At 70.7% G+C, this 21,134-nt stretch carries 24 protein-coding genes and 1 tRNA gene; 15 read left to right on the top strand and 10 right to left on the bottom strand.

The features are described 5' to 3' along the window. Positions 1 to 114 precede the first annotated feature (114 nt). Entirely contained in the window at positions 115 to 996 is an 882-nt protein-coding gene (locus AB0G15_RS02765) for a hypothetical protein (RefSeq protein ID WP_362834716.1), read from the bottom strand. 407 nt (positions 997 to 1,403) lie between these two features. On the opposite strand from AB0G15_RS02765, the gene AB0G15_RS02760 reads away from it, so the two are divergent. From AB0G15_RS02760 to AB0G15_RS02740, 5 genes are all read left to right on the top strand, one after another. Beyond that, positions 1,404 to 2,168, top strand: a complete 765-nt coding sequence (locus AB0G15_RS02760) for a 2,3-dihydro-2,3-dihydroxybenzoate dehydrogenase (protein WP_362834832.1) — start codon at positions 1,404 to 1,406, stop codon at positions 2,166 to 2,168. Between the two features lie 49 nt (positions 2,169 to 2,217). Next, the gene (gene dhbC, locus AB0G15_RS02755; RefSeq protein WP_362834715.1) at positions 2,218 to 3,399 is read left to right on the top strand and encodes an isochorismate synthase DhbC; all 1,182 of its coding nucleotides are present in this window, start codon (positions 2,218 to 2,220) and stop codon (positions 3,397 to 3,399) included. A gap of 69 nt (positions 3,400 to 3,468) precedes the next feature. Further along, a complete protein-coding gene (locus AB0G15_RS02750) occupies positions 3,469 to 4,137 on the top strand; it encodes an isochorismatase family protein (protein WP_362834714.1) in 669 nt (222 codons plus the stop codon). A gap of 80 nt (positions 4,138 to 4,217) precedes the next feature. After that, complete coding sequence (locus AB0G15_RS02745) at positions 4,218 to 4,499, top strand: metal-sensitive transcriptional regulator (protein ID WP_362689891.1); 282 nt, start codon at positions 4,218 to 4,220, stop codon at positions 4,497 to 4,499. Between the two features lie 243 nt (positions 4,500 to 4,742). Continuing rightward, positions 4,743 to 4,928 (top strand): hypothetical protein, encoded by a 186-nt coding sequence (locus AB0G15_RS02740; protein WP_362834713.1) that lies wholly within the window; start codon positions 4,743 to 4,745, stop codon positions 4,926 to 4,928. Positions 4,929 to 4,983: 55 nt separating this feature from the next. Here AB0G15_RS02740 and AB0G15_RS02735 read toward each other — a convergent pair whose 3' ends face one another. After that, positions 4,984 to 5,316: a metalloregulator ArsR/SmtB family transcription factor gene (locus AB0G15_RS02735; protein WP_362834712.1), complete on the bottom strand. Its 333-nt coding sequence runs from the start codon at positions 5,314 to 5,316 to the stop codon at positions 4,984 to 4,986. Positions 5,317 to 5,398: 82 nt separating this feature from the next. On the opposite strand from AB0G15_RS02735, the gene AB0G15_RS02730 reads away from it, so the two are divergent. Continuing rightward, a complete protein-coding gene (locus AB0G15_RS02730; RefSeq protein ID WP_362834711.1) occupies positions 5,399 to 6,322 on the top strand; it encodes a cation diffusion facilitator family transporter in 924 nt (307 codons plus the stop codon). Positions 6,323 to 6,353: 31 nt separating this feature from the next. Here AB0G15_RS02730 and modA read toward each other — a convergent pair whose 3' ends face one another. After that, positions 6,354 to 7,145, bottom strand: a complete 792-nt coding sequence (modA, locus tag AB0G15_RS02725; RefSeq protein ID WP_362834710.1) for a molybdate ABC transporter substrate-binding protein — start codon at positions 7,143 to 7,145, stop codon at positions 6,354 to 6,356. A 285-nt stretch (positions 7,146 to 7,430) separates the two neighbouring features. On the opposite strand from modA, the gene AB0G15_RS02720 reads away from it, so the two are divergent. Further along, entirely contained in the window at positions 7,431 to 7,937 is a 507-nt protein-coding gene (locus AB0G15_RS02720; RefSeq protein WP_362834709.1) for a GNAT family N-acetyltransferase, read from the top strand. A 375-nt stretch (positions 7,938 to 8,312) separates the two neighbouring features. Here the strand turns inward: AB0G15_RS02720 and AB0G15_RS02715 are convergent. After that, a tRNA-Pro gene (locus tag AB0G15_RS02715) sits at positions 8,313 to 8,386 on the bottom strand. Between the two features lie 35 nt (positions 8,387 to 8,421). Next, a complete protein-coding gene (locus tag AB0G15_RS02710; protein ID WP_362689912.1) occupies positions 8,422 to 9,345 on the bottom strand; it encodes a metallophosphoesterase in 924 nt (307 codons plus the stop codon). A gap of 80 nt (positions 9,346 to 9,425) precedes the next feature. On the opposite strand from AB0G15_RS02710, the gene AB0G15_RS02705 reads away from it, so the two are divergent. Next, positions 9,426 to 9,884, top strand: coding sequence for a GatB/YqeY domain-containing protein (locus AB0G15_RS02705; protein WP_362834708.1), 459 nt, complete (start codon positions 9,426 to 9,428; stop codon positions 9,882 to 9,884). Positions 9,885 to 9,965: 81 nt separating this feature from the next. On the opposite strand, the gene AB0G15_RS02700 is transcribed toward AB0G15_RS02705, so the two are convergent. Continuing rightward, a complete protein-coding gene (locus AB0G15_RS02700; RefSeq protein ID WP_362834707.1) occupies positions 9,966 to 12,194 on the bottom strand; it encodes a transglycosylase domain-containing protein in 2,229 nt (742 codons plus the stop codon). Positions 12,195 to 12,512: 318 nt separating this feature from the next. On the opposite strand from AB0G15_RS02700, the gene AB0G15_RS02695 reads away from it, so the two are divergent. Continuing rightward, entirely contained in the window at positions 12,513 to 12,809 is a 297-nt protein-coding gene (locus AB0G15_RS02695) for a WhiB family transcriptional regulator (protein WP_012887233.1), read from the top strand. Between the two features lie 252 nt (positions 12,810 to 13,061). Here the strand turns inward: AB0G15_RS02695 and AB0G15_RS02690 are convergent, their stop codons facing one another. Continuing rightward, positions 13,062 to 14,189 (bottom strand): ArsA family ATPase, encoded by a 1,128-nt coding sequence (locus AB0G15_RS02690; RefSeq protein ID WP_362834706.1) that lies wholly within the window; start codon positions 14,187 to 14,189, stop codon positions 13,062 to 13,064. Then, a complete protein-coding gene (locus tag AB0G15_RS02685; protein WP_362834705.1) occupies positions 14,186 to 15,190 on the bottom strand; it encodes an ArsA-related P-loop ATPase in 1,005 nt (334 codons plus the stop codon). The genes AB0G15_RS02690 and AB0G15_RS02685 overlap by 4 nt, the downstream gene beginning before the upstream one ends. 373 nt (positions 15,191 to 15,563) lie before the next feature. Between AB0G15_RS02685 and AB0G15_RS02680 the strand changes: the two genes are divergently transcribed. The 4 genes from AB0G15_RS02680 to AB0G15_RS02665 all read left to right on the top strand — a co-directional run bounded on the left by AB0G15_RS02680 (position 15,564) and on the right by AB0G15_RS02665 (position 18,130). Further along, the gene (locus tag AB0G15_RS02680; protein ID WP_344742745.1) at positions 15,564 to 15,719 is read left to right on the top strand and encodes a DUF4177 domain-containing protein; all 156 of its coding nucleotides are present in this window, start codon (positions 15,564 to 15,566) and stop codon (positions 15,717 to 15,719) included. Beyond that, on the top strand, positions 15,716 to 16,174 hold the full coding sequence (locus AB0G15_RS02675) for a RidA family protein (RefSeq protein ID WP_362834704.1): 459 nt from the start codon (positions 15,716 to 15,718) through the stop codon (positions 16,172 to 16,174). Before AB0G15_RS02680 ends, AB0G15_RS02675 begins: the two co-directional genes overlap by 4 nt. 280 nt (positions 16,175 to 16,454) lie before the next feature. Further along, entirely contained in the window at positions 16,455 to 17,291 is an 837-nt protein-coding gene (locus AB0G15_RS02670; RefSeq protein WP_362834703.1) for an NUDIX hydrolase, read from the top strand. Next, complete coding sequence (locus AB0G15_RS02665; protein WP_362834702.1) at positions 17,288 to 18,130, top strand: MBL fold metallo-hydrolase; 843 nt, start codon at positions 17,288 to 17,290, stop codon at positions 18,128 to 18,130. Before AB0G15_RS02670 ends, AB0G15_RS02665 begins: the two co-directional genes overlap by 4 nt. A gap of 132 nt (positions 18,131 to 18,262) precedes the next feature. Here the strand turns inward: AB0G15_RS02665 and AB0G15_RS02660 are convergent, their stop codons facing one another. After that, positions 18,263 to 18,985 (bottom strand): Crp/Fnr family transcriptional regulator, encoded by a 723-nt coding sequence (locus tag AB0G15_RS02660; RefSeq protein WP_329426616.1) that lies wholly within the window; start codon positions 18,983 to 18,985, stop codon positions 18,263 to 18,265. Between the two features lie 45 nt (positions 18,986 to 19,030). Between AB0G15_RS02660 and nth the strand changes: the two genes are divergently transcribed. Then, positions 19,031 to 19,750 (top strand): endonuclease III, encoded by a 720-nt coding sequence (gene nth, locus AB0G15_RS02655; RefSeq protein ID WP_362834701.1) that lies wholly within the window; start codon positions 19,031 to 19,033, stop codon positions 19,748 to 19,750. Between the two features lie 117 nt (positions 19,751 to 19,867). Next, entirely contained in the window at positions 19,868 to 20,512 is a 645-nt protein-coding gene (locus AB0G15_RS02650) for a CoA pyrophosphatase (RefSeq protein WP_362834700.1), read from the top strand. Here AB0G15_RS02650 and AB0G15_RS02645 read toward each other — a convergent pair. Beyond that, entirely contained in the window at positions 20,462 to 21,091 is a 630-nt protein-coding gene (locus AB0G15_RS02645) for a HEAT repeat domain-containing protein (protein ID WP_362834699.1), read from the bottom strand. The two genes, AB0G15_RS02650 and AB0G15_RS02645, sit on opposite strands and share 51 nt — an antisense overlap. Between the last annotated feature and the right edge of the window lie 43 nt (positions 21,092 to 21,134).

The raw sequence follows: 21,134 nt of genomic DNA, 5'->3' as shown, positions 1-21,134 counted from the left end.
CGGCGGGACCCGGAGCATCGGGTCCCGCCGCCGGCGGGCGTCGCGGGGAAGTTCGAGAACTCGAAAAGGGAGAGCTCGAAACATGGGAGACCCGCAGGGGAGGATCGAGCGCCCCTACTGGCCCTCGCCCGCCTGCGCCTGCCCGTCCTGCTCGGCGAGCGTGCCGCACTTGTAGCCGGCCTCCCGCTCGGGCTGGAGCTGGATGCTGCCGAGATTCGTGGTCTCGATCGGGCGCCGGAAGGTGTCCAGCTTGTCGCAGTCGTAGAAGACGTACGTGCCCTCACTCTCGCCGAGCAACATCATCCAGCGGCCCTCGTAGAGGGGCTTGTCGTTCTCGGCGTTCTTGATGACGGTCCACTGGTCCTGGAACCCGACGTAGGGCAGGAGGTCGTTGGCCTGTCCCGTCTCCTGGACCTCGATCGCTCCCGTGACCATCTGCAGGATCAGCAGGAACCCCAGGCCGATGCCCGTGAGAGCGCCGGTGAGCACCTTCATGCCGGCGCGGCCGACGGGCTTGCGGCGCAGCAGCCGGAACGGCACCAGGAACGTCAGCACGCCCAGCCCCACCGCCACGACGACCATGGGAGCGATGTCGAGGTCGCCGACGAGGCTCAACAGGCCCCAGTAGGTCGCGCCGCACCACAGCGCGGCGATCAGGGCGGCGATCCAGGGACGTTGCCGTACGGCCGCCGTGAACCTCCCGACCGCGCCGCGGGTCACCTTGTCGATCAGCCAGCCGAACCCGACGACGAGGCCGAGGAGCGGCACGACGATCAGCAGGAGCAGGATCAGCGTCCCCATCAACCGGCCGAGCAGGACGGACTGGTCGATGCCCGCCTGCTGCGGGCTGATGTTGAACACCCCGTACATCTGCTCCACGCCGAGGTAGAGGACGGCGTAGAGCGCGACACCGATCGGGACGATGATCGAGCCGATGCGCTCGATCATCGCCAGGACGCCGGTGTCCTCCTCCGCGACGGGAGGTTCGGCCCCCACAGAAGGTTCGGTCCTTACGGAGGGTTCGGCGGGGGGCGCCGGGGGAACATACCTCTGTTGCTCTGAAATATCCTGACTTGTCACGAAGGACGATGTTAAGACATACCGGTTGACGCGACGTTGACTGCATATAAACGCGCCACTTCGCCCCTCCAGCCAGGGCGGAGGCCGAGGACCGGGCTCCCGCTCCCGGGGCCGTCGCCGGAGGACCCTCCCGCCGCCCGAGCCTCCCCCGAGCGCCATGTCCGGTGGGTCGGAGTGTTCCCATTAACACCCGTGATGTCCTCCTGATCTGTGAAAAGTAACTATAAGTTTTTGCTGCGCGACCCAAAGTGATGGGGCTAGCCTGCCTACCGGCACAGGCCGAAGGCGGCGAGAACTGCGAGAACGGCGGGGACGGCGAGGACATGGTGACGGAAGGCGCGGTGGCCATGGTCACCGGTGCGGCACAGGGCATCGGCGAGGCGGTGGCGCGAGCCCTGACCGCGACGGGCACGCGCGTCGCCGCGCTCGACGTGAACGCGGAGCGGGTCGAGCGCGTCGCCGCGGAGCTCGGCACCGCGGTCGCCTATCCCTGCCAGGTCACCGACAGCGTCGCCGTCGACGCCGCGGTCGCACGGGTCGAGGCCGATCTCGGCCCGATCGGGCTGCTCGTCAACGTCGCCGGAGTGCTCTGCTCAGGACCGGCCGTCGCCATCAGCGACGACGACTGGGCCCGCACGTTCGCCGTCAACGCCGGCGGGGTCTTCCACCTGTCCCGCGCGGTCGCCCGCCGGATGATCCCCCGCAGATCCGGGGCGATCGTCACCGTGGGTTCCAACGCCGCGGGCGTGCCCCGGACGAACATGTCGGCCTACGCCGCCTCCAAGGCCGCCGCCGCGCAGTTCACCAAGTGCCTCGGCCTGGAGCTGGCGCCGTACGGCATCCGCTGCAACGTGGTGTCGCCCGGCTCCACCGACACTCCCATGCAGCGTGCCCTGTGGACCGGCGACCACGACGCCCGGACGGCCATCGACGGATCGCCGGCCGCCTTCCGGGTGGGCATCCCCCTCGGCAGGCTGGCCGATCCCGCCGACATCGCGGACGCCGTCCTCTTCCTGGCCTCCGACCGTGCCAGGCACATCACCATGCAGGACCTGTACGTCGACGGGGGCGCCACGCTCCGGTCGTAGCGCCACCCCTCCCGTTCCTGGATCCCTCTCGACAGGAGACCTCTTCACCATGCCGTCGAACGACGCCCTCACCATGTCTCGAATGCCCGACCTCCTGGGAGATTACGAGCCCGGCACCTTCTTCTTCACCTCGCCGACCCGTACCCTGCTCGCCCGGGGGGTGCTCCAGGAGGTTCCCGATTCCGGGACGACGAGCCTGCAAGGGCGCGTCGCCTCCGCCCTGCGCGACGCGATGGACTCCGATCACCCCAACCCCGTCGTGGTGGGCGCGGTCCCCTTCCGCGACGACCGTCCCGCGCGCCTGCTGGTGCCCGCCGCCGTCTGCTGGACGAGCCCGCCGGCCGGTCCCTCCGCCACCCCCGAGCGGATCAGCGGGACGTTCACCGGTTTCGGCCCGGTCTCCGATCCCGGCGACTACGTGCGCGGCGTGGAGAAGGCGCTGGCCAAGCTGACCGCCGGGGAGCTCAAGAAGATCGTGCTCGCCCGCACCATGGACGTCACCCTGGGCGCCCCCGTCGACGTCGGCCGCGTCCTGCGCAACCTCATGCGGCGCGACCCGCAGGCCTACGGCTACGCGGTCGACCTGCCGTCGAGCAGCGACACCGCCCGTACCCTCCTGGGAGCCAGTCCCGAACTGCTCGTCTCCCGCTCGGGCCGCCGGGTCACGACGAACCCGCTCGCGGGGTCCGCGCCCCGCCACCCGGACCCCGTCGTCGACCGCGAACGGGCCCGCGCCCTCCTCTCCTCGGACAAGGACCTCCGCGAGCACGCCCTGGTGGTCGAGAGCATCGTGGAGGCGCTGCGCCCGTACTGCCGCGAGCTGTCGGTTCCCGCCGGGCCCTCGCCGCTGTCCACCGCCTCCATGTGGCACCTGTCGACCCGGATCACCGGCGTGCTGAACGACCCGGCGGTCACGTCGCTGGAGCTGGCCACGGTGCTGCACCCCACCCCCGCCGTCTGCGGTACGCCCGCGGGCGCCGCACGCGAGGCCATCGAGGAGATCGAGTCGTTCGACCGCGGCCTGTACGCGGGCCTGGTCGGGTGGGGCGACGCGACGGGTGACGGCGAGTGGGTCGTGACCATCCGCTGCGCCGAGGTCGCCGACCACACCCTGAGGCTGTTCGCGGGTGCGGGGATCGTCGCGGGGTCGGTGCCGGAGACCGAGCTCGCCGAGACCACCGCCAAGTTCCAGACCATGCTCCGCGCCGTCGGCCTGGACCAGGACCGCTGATCCGCCGGCGCGGGAGACGACGCGCCACCGCGGGAGAGATCCGTCACCGCAGGAAAGGAGACAGTGCCCGTGGCCCTTCCCCAGATCGCCTCCTACCCGCTGCCGGGGGAGGACGATCTTCCCGAGAACCGGGTGAGCTGGCGCCCCGATCCGTGCCGCGCCATCCTGCTGGTCCACGACATGCAGAACTACTTCCTCGCCCCCTTCGCCGCCGACGCCTCGCCGCTGGACGGGCTCATCGCCAACATCGGCCTCCTGCGTGAGGCGTGCGCCGCACGAGGGGTTCCCGTCGTCTACTCGATGCAGCCCGGAGGTCAGAGCGAACACGAGCGCGGCCTGCTCCAGGACTTCTGGGGCCCGGGGATCCCCGGCCTCCGGGAGAGCGAGATCGTCGCGAGCCTTCTTCCCGCGCGGCCCGACATCCTGCTCACCAAGTGGCGCTACAGCGCCTTCTGCAGGACCGACCTGCGTGCCCGGATGGAGGCCATGGGACGCGACCAGATCATCGTCTGCGGTGTCTACGCGCACATCGGCTGTCTCATGACCGTCTGCGACGCCTTCATGCAGGACCTCCAGCCGTTCCTCGTCGCCGACGCCGTCGCCGACTTCTCCCTGGAGCACCACACCATGGCCCTCACGTACGCCGCACAGCGCTGCGCGGTCACGGTCGTCACCCAGGGTCTGCTGCGCGGTTGGGAGCTCGCGTCGCCGCCCGCCGAGGTGGTCGGCGGCGGGTAGCGGGGATCCGGATCGCGAGGCTGCCTCAAATACTGTCGGGGGGTATCCTTCGACAGGGGAGGCCGAGCGGAGGGGGAGAGATGCACGGATACACCGCCAACAAGCAGGACCATCTACGGCGGCTGCGCCGGATCGAGGGGCAGGCGCGAGGGTTGCAGCGGATGGTCGAGGAGGACAAGTACTGCATCGACATCCTCACCCAGGTGTCGGCGGCCAACCGGGCCCTGCAGTCCTTCGCGCTGTCCCTGCTGGAGGAGCATCTGGCGCACTGCGTGGCCGAGGCCACCGCCAAGGGCGGCGCCGAGGCCGAGGAGAAGGTCAGGGAGGCGTCCGACGCCATCGCCCGCCTCGTCCGTTCCTGAGCGCGTCACGGCGGGCGTCGCCGTCGGGCGTCACCGTCCCCGAGCCCGTCGCGGGCGGTCACGCGTCGATCTTCGCCGCCAGGCCGCGCTGGAAGTGGGCGCAGCCGGTGAAGTCCTCGTGGTCGCAGGCCAGGGCGCATTCGATCATGTGGAGCGAGGACCGCGCCTGGGCGACGCGTCGCGCCCCGTGCCGCCCGCGCCTGTCGGGCCCTCCTGCTGGACGCCGGATTCGACGACGTCACCGTGGAGGTCCACGCCGGCGTCCTCACCGGCCCGCCGGTGCTGCCCATGCTCGTGGGGACCGCCGGTGCCGCCCGTGCCATCACCGAGGACGACGCCGGTACGTGGATCGCGGAACAGGCCGGACGCGCGCGTACCGGACGGCTTTTCGTGGCCGTGCCACTGTTCGTCGCGGCCGCGCGCCGCTGAAAAGCGCTGGACGGCCGGTTACGAGGCTGGGGAAGCGGGTGATACCGGTAGAGAGCTATTCCGGGGGATCCGCCTCGTGCGCGTCCCGATGGTCGGGATCGACGGCGAGCACGACATGGAGCAGGTCCTCGATGGCGTGGGCGAGGCGCTGATCGGACAGCTCGTACCGGGTCTGGCGCCCCTCGGGCACCGCGACCACCAGGCCGCAGCCGCGCAGGCACGACAGGTGGTTGGACACGTTCTGACGCGTCAGTCCGAGCTCTTCGGCCAGGCGTGCCGGGTAGGTGGGTCCCTGGAGGAGGGCGATGAGCATCCGGCAACGGTTGGGATCGGCCAGCGCCCTTCCGAGACGGGCCATCGCGTCAAGGCGTGTCGTGGCGGTGAGCATGGTTATCACAATACACCACTTGCTGTATATACAGTGATTGCTGTATAAACACTGGGGGCTGTACCGACAGGGATGGAGCGCCATGGGGCACGGGCACGGGCATGGGCACACGACGCCGACGGCGGCCGCGGCGCACCGCGGGCGCCTGGTCGTCGTGCTGCTGCTGACCATCGGCGTGCTCGTCGTCGAGGTCATCGGCGCGGCGCTGTCGGGCAGCCTGGCGCTGCTCGCCGACGCCGGGCACATGGCCACCGACGCCGCGGGCATCGCGCTGGCGCTGTTCGCCGTCTGGATGGCCGGCAAGCCCGCCAGCGCCCGGCGCACCTTCGGCTACCAGCGGGCGGAGATCCTCGCCGCCGCGATCAACGCCGTCGTCCTCCTCGCGCTGAGCCTCTACATCCTGTACGAGGCCGTCCGGCGCTTCGCCGACCCCGAGCCGGTCGGCGGAACGGTGATGCTCGTGACGGCCGCGGTCGGACTGGCCGCCAACGCGGTCGGGCTGTGGCTGCTGCGCCCAGGCCAGACGGAGAGCCTCAACCTGAGGGGCGCCTACCTGGAGGTCCTCGGCGACCTGCTGGCCTCGGTCGCGGTGATCGTCGCCGCGGTCGTCATCGCGCTCACCGGCTGGACGACGGCGGACCCGATCGTCTCCGTCGTCATCGCCCTGCTGATCGTGCCGCGCAGCTGGAGCCTGCTGCGCGAGGCCGTGGACATTTTGCTCGAAGCCGTTCCCCGGGGGGTCGACCTGGAGGAGGTCCGCAGGCACCTGCTGGAGACGCCGGGTGTCATCGACGTCCACGACCTGCACGCCTGGACCATCACCTCGGGGCTCCCCGTCATGTCCGCCCACGTCGTGATGGCGGACGGCGTCCTGGTGGACGGCTCCTTCGGCCCGGTGCTGGACCGGCTGCACGAGTGCCTGGCCGGTCACTTCGACGTCGAGCACTCCACCCTGCAGCTGGAGCCCGCCGGTCACGCGGACCACGAGGGCGCCCGGCACCGCTGAGCGGGCGTCCGGGCGCGGGTGTCATGGCCGCTCAGGACGTCTGGAAACCGGCCTTGGCCAGCACCTCCGCCCCCTGCCGCGACAGCACGAGGTCGACGAACCGCCTGGCCGCCTCCGGGGCGGGCGCGCCGGCCAGGACCGCGATCGGGTAGTCGTTGACCGCTTTCCCGGCCTCGGGGAAGTCGATGCCCCGCACCTTGCCGCCGGAGGCGATGACGTCCGTTTTGTAGACCAGGGCGGCGTCGACCTCGCCGAGCTCGACCTTGGTCAGGGTGGCCTTGACGTCCTGTTCCAGCGTGACAGGGGTGACCTTGAGCCCGGCCGCGTCCAGTGCCCTGACCGCGGCGGCGCCGCAGGGCACCTGCTCGGCGCACAGGGCGACCTTGACCTTCGGGCCGGCCAGGTCCGCCAGGTCGTCGACCTTGGCCGGGTTGTCGGCAGGGACGGCGATCTGGAGGGTGTTGCGGGCGAAGACGGCCGGGCCGGTGGCCATGGAGGCGTCGGTGACGGTCTTCATGGTGGCGGGACTGGCGGCGGCGAAGACGTCGGCGGGGGCGCCCTGGACGGCCTGCTGGGCCAGGGTGGCACTGGAGCCGAAGCTGAACCGTACCGTCGTGCCCGGGTGCGCGGCCTCGAAGGCCTTGCCCAACTCGGTGAACGTGCCGGTCAGCGACGCGGCGGCGAGCACCGTCAGCGTCGTGGCATCGCCCTTGGCGGAGGTGGGGGCGGACGCGGGAGCCGGATCGCCGGCGCCGCAGCCGGACAGGACGGCGGCCAGGACGAGGGGAACCGTGACGGCCCACCGGGAAAGACGCCTGGACAACGAGGGCTCCTTACTGACTCACCGAGCTGATCCGGAACGTCGCCGGGAACAGTCACCATATCTCGCGCATTCGCCTGAAACAAAGAAAATCTCTAGCAAACACACCATTCATTGCCATTTTTGCATGGCATCTGCGATATTCGAAAACCTTCCGCGCGGGCCGGTGTACCGGCCCGGCCCGGGAGCGCGGGCGGTCCCGGACATCAGGTGGTGTGTGGACGGGGTGCGCGAGAGGAGGCATGCTGCACCTCGCATCCACCGAATACCGGAATGAATGGATCAGGTATGGATCTGCTGCCCTTCGCCACGGCGCACGCGACCACGGTCGCGGGCTGGCCCGCCTCGCCGCGAGAGGTCGCGATGTGGTGCGGACGGCACGAGTTCCCCCTGCCGGCGCGGGTCGTCGCCGACTGGCAGCAAGGAGAGGACGTACGCTCCCACATGCTCTTCGCGGAGGGGAACCCCCTCGGCTACGGGGAGCTGTGGGTCGACACCGAGGAGGAAGAGATCGAACTCGCCCGGATCATCGTGGCCCCCGGTGCCCGGGGCAGGGGGATCGGGCGGGAGCTGGTGCGAGGACTGGCCGCGCTGGCTCGGGACGCGGGCTACGCGAACGTCTTCATGCGCGTGCACCCGGACAACGACCGGGCCCTGCGCTGCTACCGGGGAGCCGGTTTCCTGCCGGTCGACGCCCACCTGGCGGCGGAGTGGAACGTCTCCCAGCCGGTCGGCTATGTCTGGCTGCAGCACACGGGCCCCGGCGAGCCCGGCCGTTCGCCCCAGACGGGCTGATCTTCACCGAGCCTTCGTCGTGAACCGGGCGGATCGATCGGCGGTCCGACGCGGACGGGTGAGGGCGGGTGAGGACGGGTTCCTGTCGCGAGCCGATCGTCCGCGCCGGGTCGCCTTTCCGGCCGCGTCACCTTCTCGGTGGAAGTCGAGTCACCTTTTCGACGAAACAGGCGTGACCGCCAGGAGAATCCCGCGGATGCGGTTCGAGGAAATCCGGATTGTCATGGCCGGTGGCGCGCCCGGCGACCCGGTGCCGCTCGAGTCGCCTTAAATGATCTTCATGACCCCACGGCGCACGGTCGTCGAATCCGGGAAAGCGAAAGGCCGTTCCTGATTTCTCAGAAACGGCCTTTGACCTCGGGACTTTAATCAACGTCGGGGTGACAGGATTTGAACCTGCGGCCTCTTCGTCCCGAACGAAGCGCGCTACCAAGCTGCGCCACACCCCGGTCACACGCCCGGTCTTGCTCGTGCTTGGAAAAGTCTAGCGGACTTCGTGGGTGCTTGCGTCGCCGCGACGACGGGGCATCAGGGTCAGGAGGCTGGCCTCGGGGTAGCAGGAGAAGCGGACCGGAGCGTAGGGGCTGGTACCGAGGCCGGCGGAGACGTGGAGGTAGGCGGAGTCGTGGCGGCTCATGCCCTTGACACGGGCCCGGTCGATGCCGCAGTTGGTGACCAGGGCGCCGTAGAAGGGGACGCAGAGCTGTCCGCCGTGGGTGTGCCCGGCGAGCAGCAGCTGGTAACCGTCGGCGGCGAAGCGGGTCAGGTTGCGGGGCTCCGGCGAGTGCATCACGCCCAGGCGCAGGTCGGCCGCCGCCGGGGCGGGACCGGCGATCAGGTCGTAGCGGTCGAGGTTGATGTGGGAGTCGTGGATGCCGCCCACGGCAACGTCGAGATCGCCGACCTTGAGGCGGGCGGTGGTGTTGTTCATGTCCAGCCAGCCCTCGGCGGCCATGGCGGCGCCCAGCTCCTCCCACGGGAGGGTGGGGATCTTCTGGCCGTAGTCGGCCTTGGAGGTGCGCCAGAGGTAGCGGGCGGGGTTCTTCGGCCGCGGCTCGTACATGTCGTTGGAACCGTAGACGAACAGGCCCGGGCGTGACAGCAGGGGCTCCAGGGCGTGCATGAGGGGCGTGATCGCGTCGGGGTGCGAGATGGAGTCGCCGGTGTTGACCACCAGGTCGGGGTTGAGGGCCCCCAGCGAGCGCACCCAGTCGATCAGCCTCCGCCTGCCGGGGGTGAGGTGCAGGTCGGACAGGTGGAGGATGCGCACGGGCCGCTGCCCCGGCTCCAGCACGGGCACGTCGAAGCGGCGCAGCCGGAACGCGTTGCGCTCGACGACCGAGGCGTACGCGAGACCGGCCAGGCCGACGCCGAACAGGGACAGGGGCACCGCGGCTGCTTTCCTCACCTTCTCATCATGCCCGAGATCGGGCCCTCGAACGGAAACTCGGGATACAGCGGGGCTGGTGAGGCGGCAAGATGGACGCCATGAGCGCATTGAAGGACAAGCTGAAGGCCGATCTCACGGCCTCCATGAAGAGCAGGGACGAGATCCGCACCCGCACGATTCGCATGGCCCTCGCGGCCGTGAACGTCGAGGAGGTCTCGGGTAAGACGGCACGCGAGCTCAGCGACGACGAGGTCGTCAAGGTGCTGGCCAAGGAGGCCAAGAAGCGCCGCGAGGCTGCCGAGGCGTTCAGCGGTGCCGGCCGGGTGGAGCAGGCCCAGGCGGAGGTCGACGAGCAGGCCGTGCTGGAGGCGTACCTGCCCGCGCAGCTGTCCGACGAGGACCTCGCCGGGCTCGTGGACGAGGCCGTCGCCGAGAGCGGTGCCACCGGGCCGCAGGCCATGGGCCAGGTCATGAAGCTCGTGAACCCGAAGGTCGCCGGACGCGCCGAGGGCGGTCGCGTCGCGCAGGCCGTACGAGCTCGCCTGGCGTCCTCCTGATCCGATCGGTCTGATCGCTCCGGCGTTCCGGGGCGCCGGTGGTCCCGGGCTCCGGTGTCGCCACGGGACCGCCGGGGCGAGCTACGGGACCGCCGGGGCGATCGGGGCGCCGCCGTTCGGGCCGAACGGGGTGCCGCCGTTGACCTCCCGGTTGTCGCCGCCGTCCGGCCCGAACGGGCCGTCGCCGTTGTCACCCCGGTCGTCGCCCCGGCCGTCACCGGGACCGTCGCCGTCCCCGCGCTTCGGCGGGGGCTTGGGCGCGCACCGGCCGGCGGAGCAGCCGCCGAAGCGCTCCATGTTCACCGGGGTGAAGGGGGTCGCCTCGACGCCCTTGAGCGCGCCGAGCATGGAGTTCTTCCAGATCCGCCCGGAGATCTCGGCGCCGTACACGTAGCTGTAGTAGCGCCCGCCGATGGTCACGCCGATCAGGTCGTACTTGAAGGCGCCGCGCGGGTCGCCGAGGCTCACCGCGGAGGCGAGTTCGGGGGTGAACCCGGCGAACCAGGCGGCGGTGTAGTCGTCGGTGGTGCCGGTCTTGCCCGCCGCCGGACGGCCGATGCCGCCGACCCCGCTCATCGTGCCCTTGGTGAAGACCCCGGACATGATGTGGCTGGCCGCGTCGGCGACCTCCTCGTCCAGGACCTGCTTGCACTTCGGCTTGTAGGAGGTCTTCTTGCCGTCGCGGTCGGTGCTCTCGGTGATCACCATCGGGCTGCAGTAGGTGCCGCGGGCGGCGATCGTCGCGTAGGCGGCGGAGACCGTCACCGGGTCCATCTCGTTGATGCCGAGAGTGAAGGTCTCGAACTCCTTCAGAGGCTTGCCGTCGGCGCGCTTGATGCCCAGGCTCTTGGCCATCTTGACCGTCTCGCAGAGGCCGACCTCCTGCTCCAGGCGCATGAAGAAGGTGTTCACCGACCCCAGGGTGCCGGTGGTCAGGGTCTTGAAGCCGCCGCCGCCCTCGCTGGAGTTCTTGACCTCGTGGCCCGGCTCGCCGACCGCCTTGCCCTTGCAGTTACGGAACGCGCTGTGGCTGGGTGCCCGGTAGCCGGAGCCGGTGCCGAAGCCGTCGCCCAGCTTCATGCCCTGGTCCAGGGCGGTCAGCAGGGTGAAGGGCTTGAACGTGGAGCCCGCCTGGAAGCCCGCTCCGCCGCCGTGGGCCTTGTCGCCGACGAGGTTGTAACTGATCTCGTTCTTCTTCTTGTTCCCGCCGAACTTGCGGCTGGCCGCCATCGCCTTCACGGCGCCGGTGCCGGGAACGACCATCGCCTGCGCGGCGACCGGCTTGTCGCTGGCCTTGACGTATTCCTTGATCGCCCTCTCCGAGGCCTTCTGGGCCTTCGGGGTGAGCGTCGTCTTGATGACCAGACCGCCTCGCTGCAGCAGCCTCTCGCGCTGCTTGCGGGTCTTGCCGAAGTCCTCGTTGGTCGCGATCTCCTGCCGCACGTAGAGGCAGAAGTACGGGTAGGCGCTCTCCTCGCAGCCGCCGGGGGCCTCGATGTTCTTGAAGCCGAGCTTCTTCTTCTTGGCCTCCTCGGCCTCCTGCTGCGTGATCTTGCCGAGCTCGGCCATCCGGTTCAGCACGATGTTGCGCCGCTCCAGCAGCCGGTCGCGGGAGGCCTTGCCCGCGTTCGGGTCGGTCACGCTCGGGTTCTGCACGGCCCCGGCGAGGGTGGCCGCCTCCCACAGGGTCAGCTTCGAGGCCGGCTTGTCGAAGAAGCGCCGGGAGGCGGCCTGGATGCCGTAGGCGCCCGCGCCGAAGTAGGAGATGTTCAGATAGCGCTCGAGGACCTCAGACTTGGTGTACTTCTCCTCGATGGCCAGCGCGTAGCGCAGCTCGTTCAGCTTCCTGGAGAGCGTGGGCGCGATCGCGGCGGCCTGCTCCTCCTTGGTCTCCGCGGCGTTGACGAGCACGAGCTTGACGTACTGCTGCGTGATGGAGGAGCCGCCCTGGACGACCCCGCCGCCCGAGACGTTTCTCACCGCGGCCCGGAAGGTGCCCTCGATGTCGATCGCCCCGTGCTCGTAGAACCGGTCGTCCTCGATCGCCACGATCGCCGTCTTCATGACGTCGGCGACCTCGTCCAGTCTCACCGACTCGCGGTTCTCGAAGTAGAACTGGGCGAACTGCTTGCCGTTGGCGTCGAGCAGGGTGGTCTTCTCGGCGAGGGGGGGCTCCTTGAGCTCTTCGGGGAGAAGACGCAGCTCGTTCGTCGCCGCGTTCACCGTCATCCCCGCGCCACCCACCGCCGGAAGCGCCACGGCGGCGACGAGCACACCCGTGATGGCGGCCGCGCCGAGCAACTTCAGCACATTACCGGCAGCGCCGATCACAGACCCCTGGTCTTTGCCTTGAGCTTGCACAGGACCAAGGGTACGTCGGACGGATGGCGCAAACGGTAACGGAACGCCATCTTAGCTTGGCTTTGTCCCGTTATCTCAGGCAGGTGACTAGTCATTCCCGGCCAGATGGCCGTGGATGACCATGTGAGAATTTGGTCCCGCCGGGGTCTGTCGGCCCGAACGTCTGGTTGCGTACGTTCTCTTTCTGCAGCAATTGAATACCGAGGCCCGACGCCCGCGCCCGTCGGCCCAAGTCACGACTGACCACCTAAAGGGGAGTGGGGTCGAATGTGGATCACGGATTGGACCTCCCGTGCGGCCTGTAAGGGTGCGGATCCTGACGCTTTGTTCGTTCAGGGTGCTGCCCAGAACCGAGCGAAGCTGATCTGCCGAGGATGCCCGGTCCGGACCGAGTGCCTCGCCGATGCGCTGGACAATCGCATCGAGTTCGGGGTGTGGGGCGGGATGACCGAGCGCGAACGCCGCGCGCTGTTGCGCCGGCGACCGGATGTCGACTCCTGGCGGGACCTGCTGGAGTTGGCCAAAGAGGAATACGAGCGGACTAACGAGCTGATCGCCGGCTGAGTTCGCGCCCATCCCGTACGGCTGGCGCCGAGCGCCAGCCGTACACGCATGTCACGGGCCGGAGAGCGCGCGGTCACGCGTGTTCTCCGGGTCCGCCCGACGGCGGCCTCCGCGGGTAGCCCGACGGCGGCGCCCGAAGCGCCGCCCGGGTCCGGTCCGGGGTCACACCGCCGTACGGCCGGCGGGGTCCGGTCCGGAGGCACACCGCCGTACGGCCGGCGGGGTCCGGTCCGGAGGCACACCGCCGTACGGCTAGCGGGCGGCCAGGAGGTCGCCCACCTCGCGCAGCCCTTCCAGGTCGTGCACGTCCTGCGCCATGGCGGGGACCCGCGCCACGGGCACGGTGGGATGCGCGGAGATGAAGTGCTCCTCCTCGCGTCGCTCGCGAGCGGCCAGTTGCATCCGCCCGGCGTGCAACCGCAGCACGGCGGAGGTGAGCTCGTGCTCGCCGCGCGACTCCAGGTCCTCGGCGGCGGCGGTGCTCCGCACCCCGGACAGCATGGAGGCGGGCGAGCGGTGCACCCGGTTGACGACGAGACCCGCCAGGGGCATGCGCTCCTCGGCCAGCCTCTCCACGAAGTAGGACGCCTCGCGCATCGCGTCGCGCTCGGGCGAGGCCACGACGACGAACGCCGTGCCCGGGGCCTGCAGGAGCCGGTAGGTCTGGTCCGCCCGCGCCCTGAAACCGCCGAAGACGGCGTCCAGCGCGGACACGAACGTCTGCAGGTCCTTGAGCACCTGCGCGCCCAGCAGCTTGGTCAGCGCCCCGGCGACGATGCCGAAACCCGCGTTGAACAGCTTGAACGCGCTGCGTCCCCCGGCCTTGGCGGGAAGCATGAGCACCCGGATCAGCTTGCCGTCGAGGAAGCGGCCGAGCCGTTCGGGAGCGTCGAGGAAGTCGAGCGCGGAGCGGGACGGCGGGGTGTCGACGATGATCAGATCCCACTCGTCCGACCGCCTGAGCTGGCCCAGCTTCTCCATCGCCATGTACTCCTGCGTGCCGGAGAAGCTGGACGACAGGGACTGGTAGAAGGGGTTCGTCAGGATCTGGCGGGCCCGCTCGGGGTCGGCGTGCGCCTCGATGATCTCGTCGAAGGTCCGCTTCATGTCGAGCATCATGGCGTGCAGCCGGCCCTCCCCCTCGACGCCCATGACGGGCCTGGGGGTGTTGTCGAGTTCGGTGAGTCCCATCGACTGCGCCAGCCGCCGCGCGGGGTCGACCGTGAGCACCACGGCGGAACGGCCGCGCTCGGCCGCGCGCAACCCCAGTGCCGCGGCGGTGGTGGTCTTCCCGACGCCGCCGGAGCCGCAGCAGACGACGATCCGGGTGTTCGGATCGTCGATGATCGCGTCGAGGTCGAGGAACGGAGGGGTCTTCACGCTGCTCCCTGGGTGCGGATCGATTCCGCCAGCTCGTACAGCCCCGACAGGTCGACCCCGTCGGCCAGCAACGGCAGGTCGTATCGGGGACGGGCGGCCTTGTCCAGCGACAGCCTCTCATCCCGTTCCAGCTCGGTGCGGCGGGCGTGCTCGGCGATCTCCTCGGTCAGGGCCTCGGCCATCGCGACCGCCGCGGGGCCGCCGTCGGTGAGCCCGGAGGCCTTGAGACCGAGCACCAGCTCGGCCGGGTCGAGCCTGTCCTCGGCGGCGGCGTCCAGGACGGCGGCGGGGAGCAGCGTCTCGCGGATCATGTTGACGAAGATCCCGCCGGGCGGGAGCCCGGCGGCGCGGAGCTCGCGCAGGCCGTCCAGGGTCTCCTGGACCGGCATCTCCTCCAGGAGCGTGACGAAGTGCACGGCGGTCTCGGGCGAGGAGACGACGCCGTTCACCAGGTCGGCGTGGTTCTTGATCGGGCCGACCCTGGCCAGCCCCGCGACCTCGTTGGTGACGTTGAGGAAGCGCGCGATCCTGCCGGTCGGCGGCGCGTCCAGCACGACCGCGTCGTAGGTCCTCCTGCCGTCCTTGCCCTTGCGCCGGACGGCCTCGCTCGTCTTGCCGGTCACCAGGACGTCGCGGAAGCCGGGGGCGATGGTGGTGGCGAAGTCGATGACGCCGATCTTGGTGAGCGCCCGGCCGGCCCTGCGCATGCCGTAGAACATCTCGAGGTACTCGAGCATGGCCTCCTCGGCGTCGATGGCCAGCGCGTAGACGTCCCCGCCGCCGGGCGCGACGGCGATCTTGCGCTCCTCGTACGGCAGGGGCGGCAGGTCGAAGACCCGGGAGATCCCCTGGCGGCCCTCGACCTCGACCAGCAGGACCTTTCTGCCACCCGCCGCGAGGGCGAGCGCGAGTGCGGCGGCCACCGTCGTCTTGCCGGTGCCTCCCTTGCCGGTGACGACGTGAAGGCGTACGCCGTCCCAATCGGTGTCGCGAGCTCTCACCCTTCGAAGGCTACCCAACGGCTACTTGACAACTCCTCGGCACCTTCCCCCGGAGAGCCCGCACCGGCACGCCCCTCCGGTGGGCGAGGGTGGCCGCGTCCGGTGGCGGGCGCCCGTCCGGAGGTCGGCAGAGATGCCTGCTTTTGGGGGTATTCGCCACCTATTGCCCTGTTCAGCGCGGTCAGGCGGCCCGTAGGCGCCCGGGCCGGGCCCGCCGGGGGCCCGGCGCACGGTCCGGGAGGCCGTACGTGTTCGTGTCGCTAATCGATCGGGCTCGCAAAGTAAATATGCAGATTCTCACAGCGGGCCGTCCCGGTGTCCGGGGGTTCGAGGTGGGCCGCCTGCGGGGGGCGGTCTCGCTAATGTGTCCCGCATGACGAAATGGGAGTACTCGACGGTGCCGCTGCTGGTCCACGCGACGAAGCAGATTCTTGACAACTGGGGCCAGGACGGCTGGGAGCTCGTCCAGGTCGTGCCGGGTCCCAACCCCGAGCAGCTGGTCGCCTACCTGAAGCGGCCGAGGCAGTGACGGCCGAGGAGAGGCTGGCGGAGCTGGGCCTGACCCTGCCGGAGGTGGTGCCGCCGCTGGCGGCGTACGTCCCGGCGGTACGTTCCGGCGACCACGTCCACACGTCGGGGCAGCTCCCGATCGTGGACGGCAAGCTGTTGGCCACCGGCAAGGTCGGCGCCGAGGTGGACGTCGAGGACGCCTACGAGCTCGCGAGGGCGTGCGCGCTCAACGCCCTCGCCGCCGTCGCGTCGGAGGCCGGAGGATTGTCGAACATCGTCCGCATCGTCAAGGTGGTCGGTTTCGTGGCCAGCGCTCCGGGCTTCACCGGCCAGCCACAGGTCGTCAACGGCGCCAGCGACCTGCTCGCCGCGGTGCTCGGTGACGCGGGCAGGCACGCCCGCAGCGCGGTCGGTGTCGCCGTCCTCCCGCTGGACGCGCCGGTCGAGGTCGAGGTGATCGCCGAGGTCCGCTGAGGTCGTCCGGGTGCCCCGGTGGATCGGTGAGACACCGACGGCCCCGGGGCCACCGGAGACGGGAGGGCCCCTGGCGGCCGTTGAGGCCCGCCGACGGCGCCCGAGGCCCCCGGGCAGCCGGCCGGGCTCGCCGGGGCCGCACGAGCGCCGTGGGGGCTCGCCAGGGGCCGTACGGGTGCGCCGTGCCACGGGGCGCCGATGTGGACCCGTGATTGTCCGCGGCGGTGCCGTGCCACATGATTGACCTGAAACCGAGTGATGTTGTGGTGGAGGGTTCTCAATGGGCGGTATCCCGCTTCCCGGTGAGCTGGGCGAGCGCGCACGCGACATCCTGGCCGGGCGGGTCGCCCCCGTCCCGGCCCGGGACGCCGCCACCGTGGTCGTCCTCCGCGAGGAGGCCGGCGGGCTGGAGGCGTACCTGCTGCGGCGCAGGGCGAGCATGGCCTTCGCCGCGGGGGCCTACGTCTTTCCGGGCGGGTCGGTCGACCCGCGCGACACCGACCAGGTGATCGACTGGGCGGGTCCTCCGCCCGCCGCCTGGGGCGAGATCTTCCGCGCGGACGAGCGGACCGCCCGGGGCCTGGTGTGCGCCGCCGTACGGGAGACGTTCGAGGAGTCGGGGGTGTTGCTGGCCGGTCCGTCCGCGGAGGCCGTGGTGTCCGACACCACCGGCGACGACTGGGAGGCCGACCGGCTCGCCCTGATCGGCAAGACCCTGTCCTTCGCCGACTTCCTCGGCCGGCGCGGCCTGGTCCTCCGCTCCGACCTGCTCCGTCCCTGGGCGCACTGGATCACCCCCGAGGTCGAGACCAGGCGCTTCGACACCCGGTTCTTCGTCGCGGCGCTCCCGGCCGGCCAGCTCACCCGCGACGTCGGCGGCGAGGCCGACCAGGTCGTCTGGCTCCGGCCCGCCGACGCGCTCGACCAGGGCGGGACGGGCCGGATCCTCCTGATGCCCCCGACGTACCGCACGCTCACCGAGCTGAGCGCCTACGAGAAGGTGCCCGAGGTGCTCGCGGCCGACCGTGAGATCGTGACCTTCATGCCGAAGATCGCGGAGGTGGACGGGGAGATGCGGATCGTGCTCGACGACGACTACCGGTTCGGCGCGCGGTGAGCGGGCTGCGGATCCCCCTGGAGGGGCCGGACGGGGCCGGTACGGACCACGCGCTCAACCTCCTCGCCCCGAACCCCTCCGAGATGACCCTGGACGGCACCAACACGTGGGTGATCGGTGTCCGGGAGTCCGGCGGGCCCGGGGAGTTCGGGAGGCTCGGGGAACTCGGAGGGTTCGGGGAGGAGGTGCTGGTCGTCGACCCCGGGCCGGACGACGACGAGCACCTCGCGCGGGTCGCCGGGCACCTGGAGGGCCGCCGCGTCGTCGCGATCCTGCTCACCCACGGCCACCACGACCACAGCGGCGGCGCCGCGAAGTTCGCCGGGCTGGTCGGGGCGCCCGTCAGGGCCCTGGATCCCGCGCACCGGCTGGGCGAGGAGGGGCTCGGCGACGGCGACGTGCTCACGGCCGGGGAGCTGGAACTGCACGTCGTGGGCACGCCCGGCCACTCGTTCGACTCGCTCTGCTTCTGGCTGCCGCGGGACCGGGCGATCCTCACCGGCGACACGGTGCTCGGCCGCGGTACCACCGTGATCGCCCCGGACGGAGACCTGGCCGACTACCTGCGATCCCTCGACCTGCTCCGGGCGAGGGCCGAGCGGGTCGGGGCCGAGGCGCTGCTGCCCGGTCACGGCCCGGTGCTGCCCGACCCGATCGGCGCCCTCGACGGCTACATCGCGCACCGGCGGCAAAGGCTCGACCAGATCCGGGAGGCCCGGCGGCGGGGGGCGGCGACGCCCGGGGAGATCGTCGAGATCGTCTACGCGGACGTGGACAGGTCCCTCTGGCCCGCCGCCGAGATGTCGGTCCGCGCGCAGCTCGCCTACCTCGACGGTTAGACCCGTCTCCGGGGCGGCCCGCTCCCCGGAGCGGCCGCCTTCGGAACGGTCCTTTTCCGGCGCCCGTCCTGCCGGTTCCTCCAGGACCTTCCCCGGGCTCCCCGAGGTCTCCGGGTCCCTCGGGAAGGCGGCTCAGCGCGAGCGGTTGTGCAGACGCTCCAGGTCCATGATGACCACGGCCTTGGCCTCGATGCGCAGCCAGCCTCGCTGGGCGAAGTCGGCCAGCGCCTTGTTCACGGTCTCCCGCGAGGCGCCGACCAGCTGGGCCAGCTCCTCCTGGGTGAGGTCGTGGTGGACCCGCACGCCGTCGTCGATCCGCTGGCCGAAGCGCTCGGCCAGGTCGAGCAGGGCCTTGGCCACCCGGCCGGGCACGTCGGTGAAGACCAGGTCGGCCAGCACGTCGTTCGTACGGCGCAGGCGCTGGGCCAGGGCCCGCAGCAGGTGGAGGGCGACCTCGGGCCGGCCGGTCAGCCAGGGCCGCAGGTCGTCGTGTCCGAGCCCGGCCAGGAGGACGTCGGTCAGCGCGGTGGCCGACGCCGTACGGGGACGGGGGTCGAACAGGGACAGTTCGCCGAACATCTCGCTCGGACCGAGCACGCTGAGCAGGTTCTCCCGGCCGTCCGGTGAGGTCCGGGAGAGCTTGATCTTGCCTTCGAGCACCACGTAGAGGCGGTCTCCGGTCTCGTTCTCACTGAAGAGGGTCTGTCCCTTGGACAGTTCCACCTCGGAGATGCTCGTGCGCAGCGCGGCGGCGCTCTCACGGTCGAGCGCGGCGAACAGAGGGGCCTTGCCCAGCACGTCGTCGGAGTTCACAGTGCCTCCTGTTTCACGGCTCACGCAGTCATTGTGACCCATCCCGTCGTGCCGCTCTCCGGGGGGCCTTGAGCGTAGGCTGTCGGAGTGCTCCCCAACGTCAGCCCTGGTGGTGAATCCCAGCTTGCCCTGGTTCGTCGAGCTCGTCGAATGGACCGGATTCTGGTGGAAACCTATCCTGACGCCCACTGCGAGCTCGACTTTCGCAATCCTCTCGAACTGCTGGTCGCGACGATCCTGTCCGCCCAATGCACGGACAAAAGGGTTAATACGGTTACTCCTACCCTTTTTGTCAAATATCCCACAGCAGAAGACTATGCCGGTGCCGACCGGGCCGAGATGGAGGGGATCATCCGGCCCACCGGTTTCTTCCGCGCCAAGACCAACAACATCATCGGCATGGCCCAGGCCCTGTGCGAGCGCCACGGCGGCGAGGTGCCCGGGAGGCTGAAGGACCTGGTCGCCCTGCCCGGAGTCGGCCGCAAAACGGCCAACGTCGTGCTCGGAAACGCCCTCGGGGTGCCCGGCATCACCGTCGACACCCACTTCCAGCGGCTCACCCACCGCTTCCGCTGGACCTCGGAGACCGATCCGGTGAAGATCGAGCAGGTCGTCGCCGAGCTCATCCCGAAGCGCGACTGGACGATGATGTCCCACCGCCTGATCTGGCACGGCCGCCGCGTCTGCCACGCCCGCACACCGGCCTGCGGCGTCTGCCCGCTCGCCGCGCTCTGCCCCTCGTACGGCATCGGCCCCGTCGATCCGGTCCGGGCCGCCAAGCTGGTGCGCCCCGGCCCCTTCTCGTGATTCCCCCCTCACAGTCGCCGGGTGACCGTCCGGCCGGTGTCTCCGCGTCTCGCGGATCCGCGGACACCGGGAAGCGCGGGACGGGACACCGCGTTGCAGAGAACCGGAGGTGTGCCCGTGGAAGAGGTCCCTGGGTGGTTGGAAACGCTGGCGGAGCGGGTCAGGGGAATGCCGGTGACCCCGATGTTCCGCCCTCCGGCGTCCGGGGGGCGGGCGGCCGCGGTGCTCCTGCTCTTCGGCGAGGGACCGCTCGGCCCTGACGTGCTGCTCATCCAGCGGAGCTCGCGCGGGCGCACGCACCCGGGACAGCCCGCCTTCCCCGGCGGCGGAGTGGATCCCGAGGACGACGGCCCGATCGCCGCCGCGCTGCGCGAGGCGAGCGAGGAGACCGGTCTCGACCCGGCGGGCGTCCGGGTGCTCGGGACCATGCCCGAGCTGTACCTGAGCCACAGCGACAACCGGGTGACCCCGGTGCTGGGCTGGTGGCACACGCCCTGCGTGGTGCACGCGGCCTCGCCCGAGGAGGTGGAGTCGGTGGAGCGGGTCCCGGTCCGCGAGCTCGTCGACCCGGCCAACCGGATCAGGCTGCGCCACCCGAGCGGTCACATCGGGCCGGCGTTCCGGGTGCGCGGGCTGCTGGTGTGGGGGTTCACCGCGGGAGTGCTGGACGGGGTGCTCGGCGGTTCGGGTTTCGAGCTTCCCTGGGACCGGTCACGAGTCGAGGACATCCCGCCCGACGTCCTCAACCTCGCGGCCCGTTGAGCCGTCGGGCGGGATGTCCTCGACCTCGCGTCCTGCTGGGCCGTCGGGCGGGGTGTCCTCGACCTCGCGTCCCGTCGACAGGGCGAGGCCGAGGCGGGCCCAGTCGGCCACGTCCTCGTCGGGGTCGAGGGTGAGCCGCCGCAGCGCGGCCAGGCCCGTCGGGTCGGGCGGGCTGCCCATGATGTTCGGCAGCGCGTAGGCGGCCCCGTACCTGATCCGGGGATCGTCGTGCTCGGCGAGGGCGATCACCGACGGCAGCGCGCGGCGGTCCCTGAGGTGGCCGAAGGCGATCAGCACCGAGTAGAGCACCAGGCAGTCGTCCTCCTGGACGGACAGGGCGCGGAGCACCGGCAGCGTCCGGTCGACGAAGCCGAGCCGCCCCAGGATGTCGACCCCGAGCATCCGCTCGGCGGTGGTCCTGCCCGAGCACAGCCTCCGTGCCGCGGTGAAGGTCTCCAGATCGCCGCGTTCCTGCAGCTGGGTGATCGCGTGCCAGCGGGCCGCGCCCTCCTGGTCCCGTTCTCGCAGTGCGGCCTCGATGAGAGACTCCACGGCCGCCGCCCCTCCGATCATCGCCATCCGGCCACGATAACCGCAGAGACCTCGCAGAAGGTGTGCACGC

The sequence above is a fragment of the Streptosporangium sp. NPDC023825 genome (assembly GCF_040639575.1).
Classification (GTDB): Bacteria; Actinomycetota; Actinomycetes; order Streptosporangiales; family Streptosporangiaceae; genus Streptosporangium.
The sequence above is the reverse complement of the archived record's forward strand: the minus strand, read 5'-3'. Positions and strand labels throughout refer to the sequence as shown.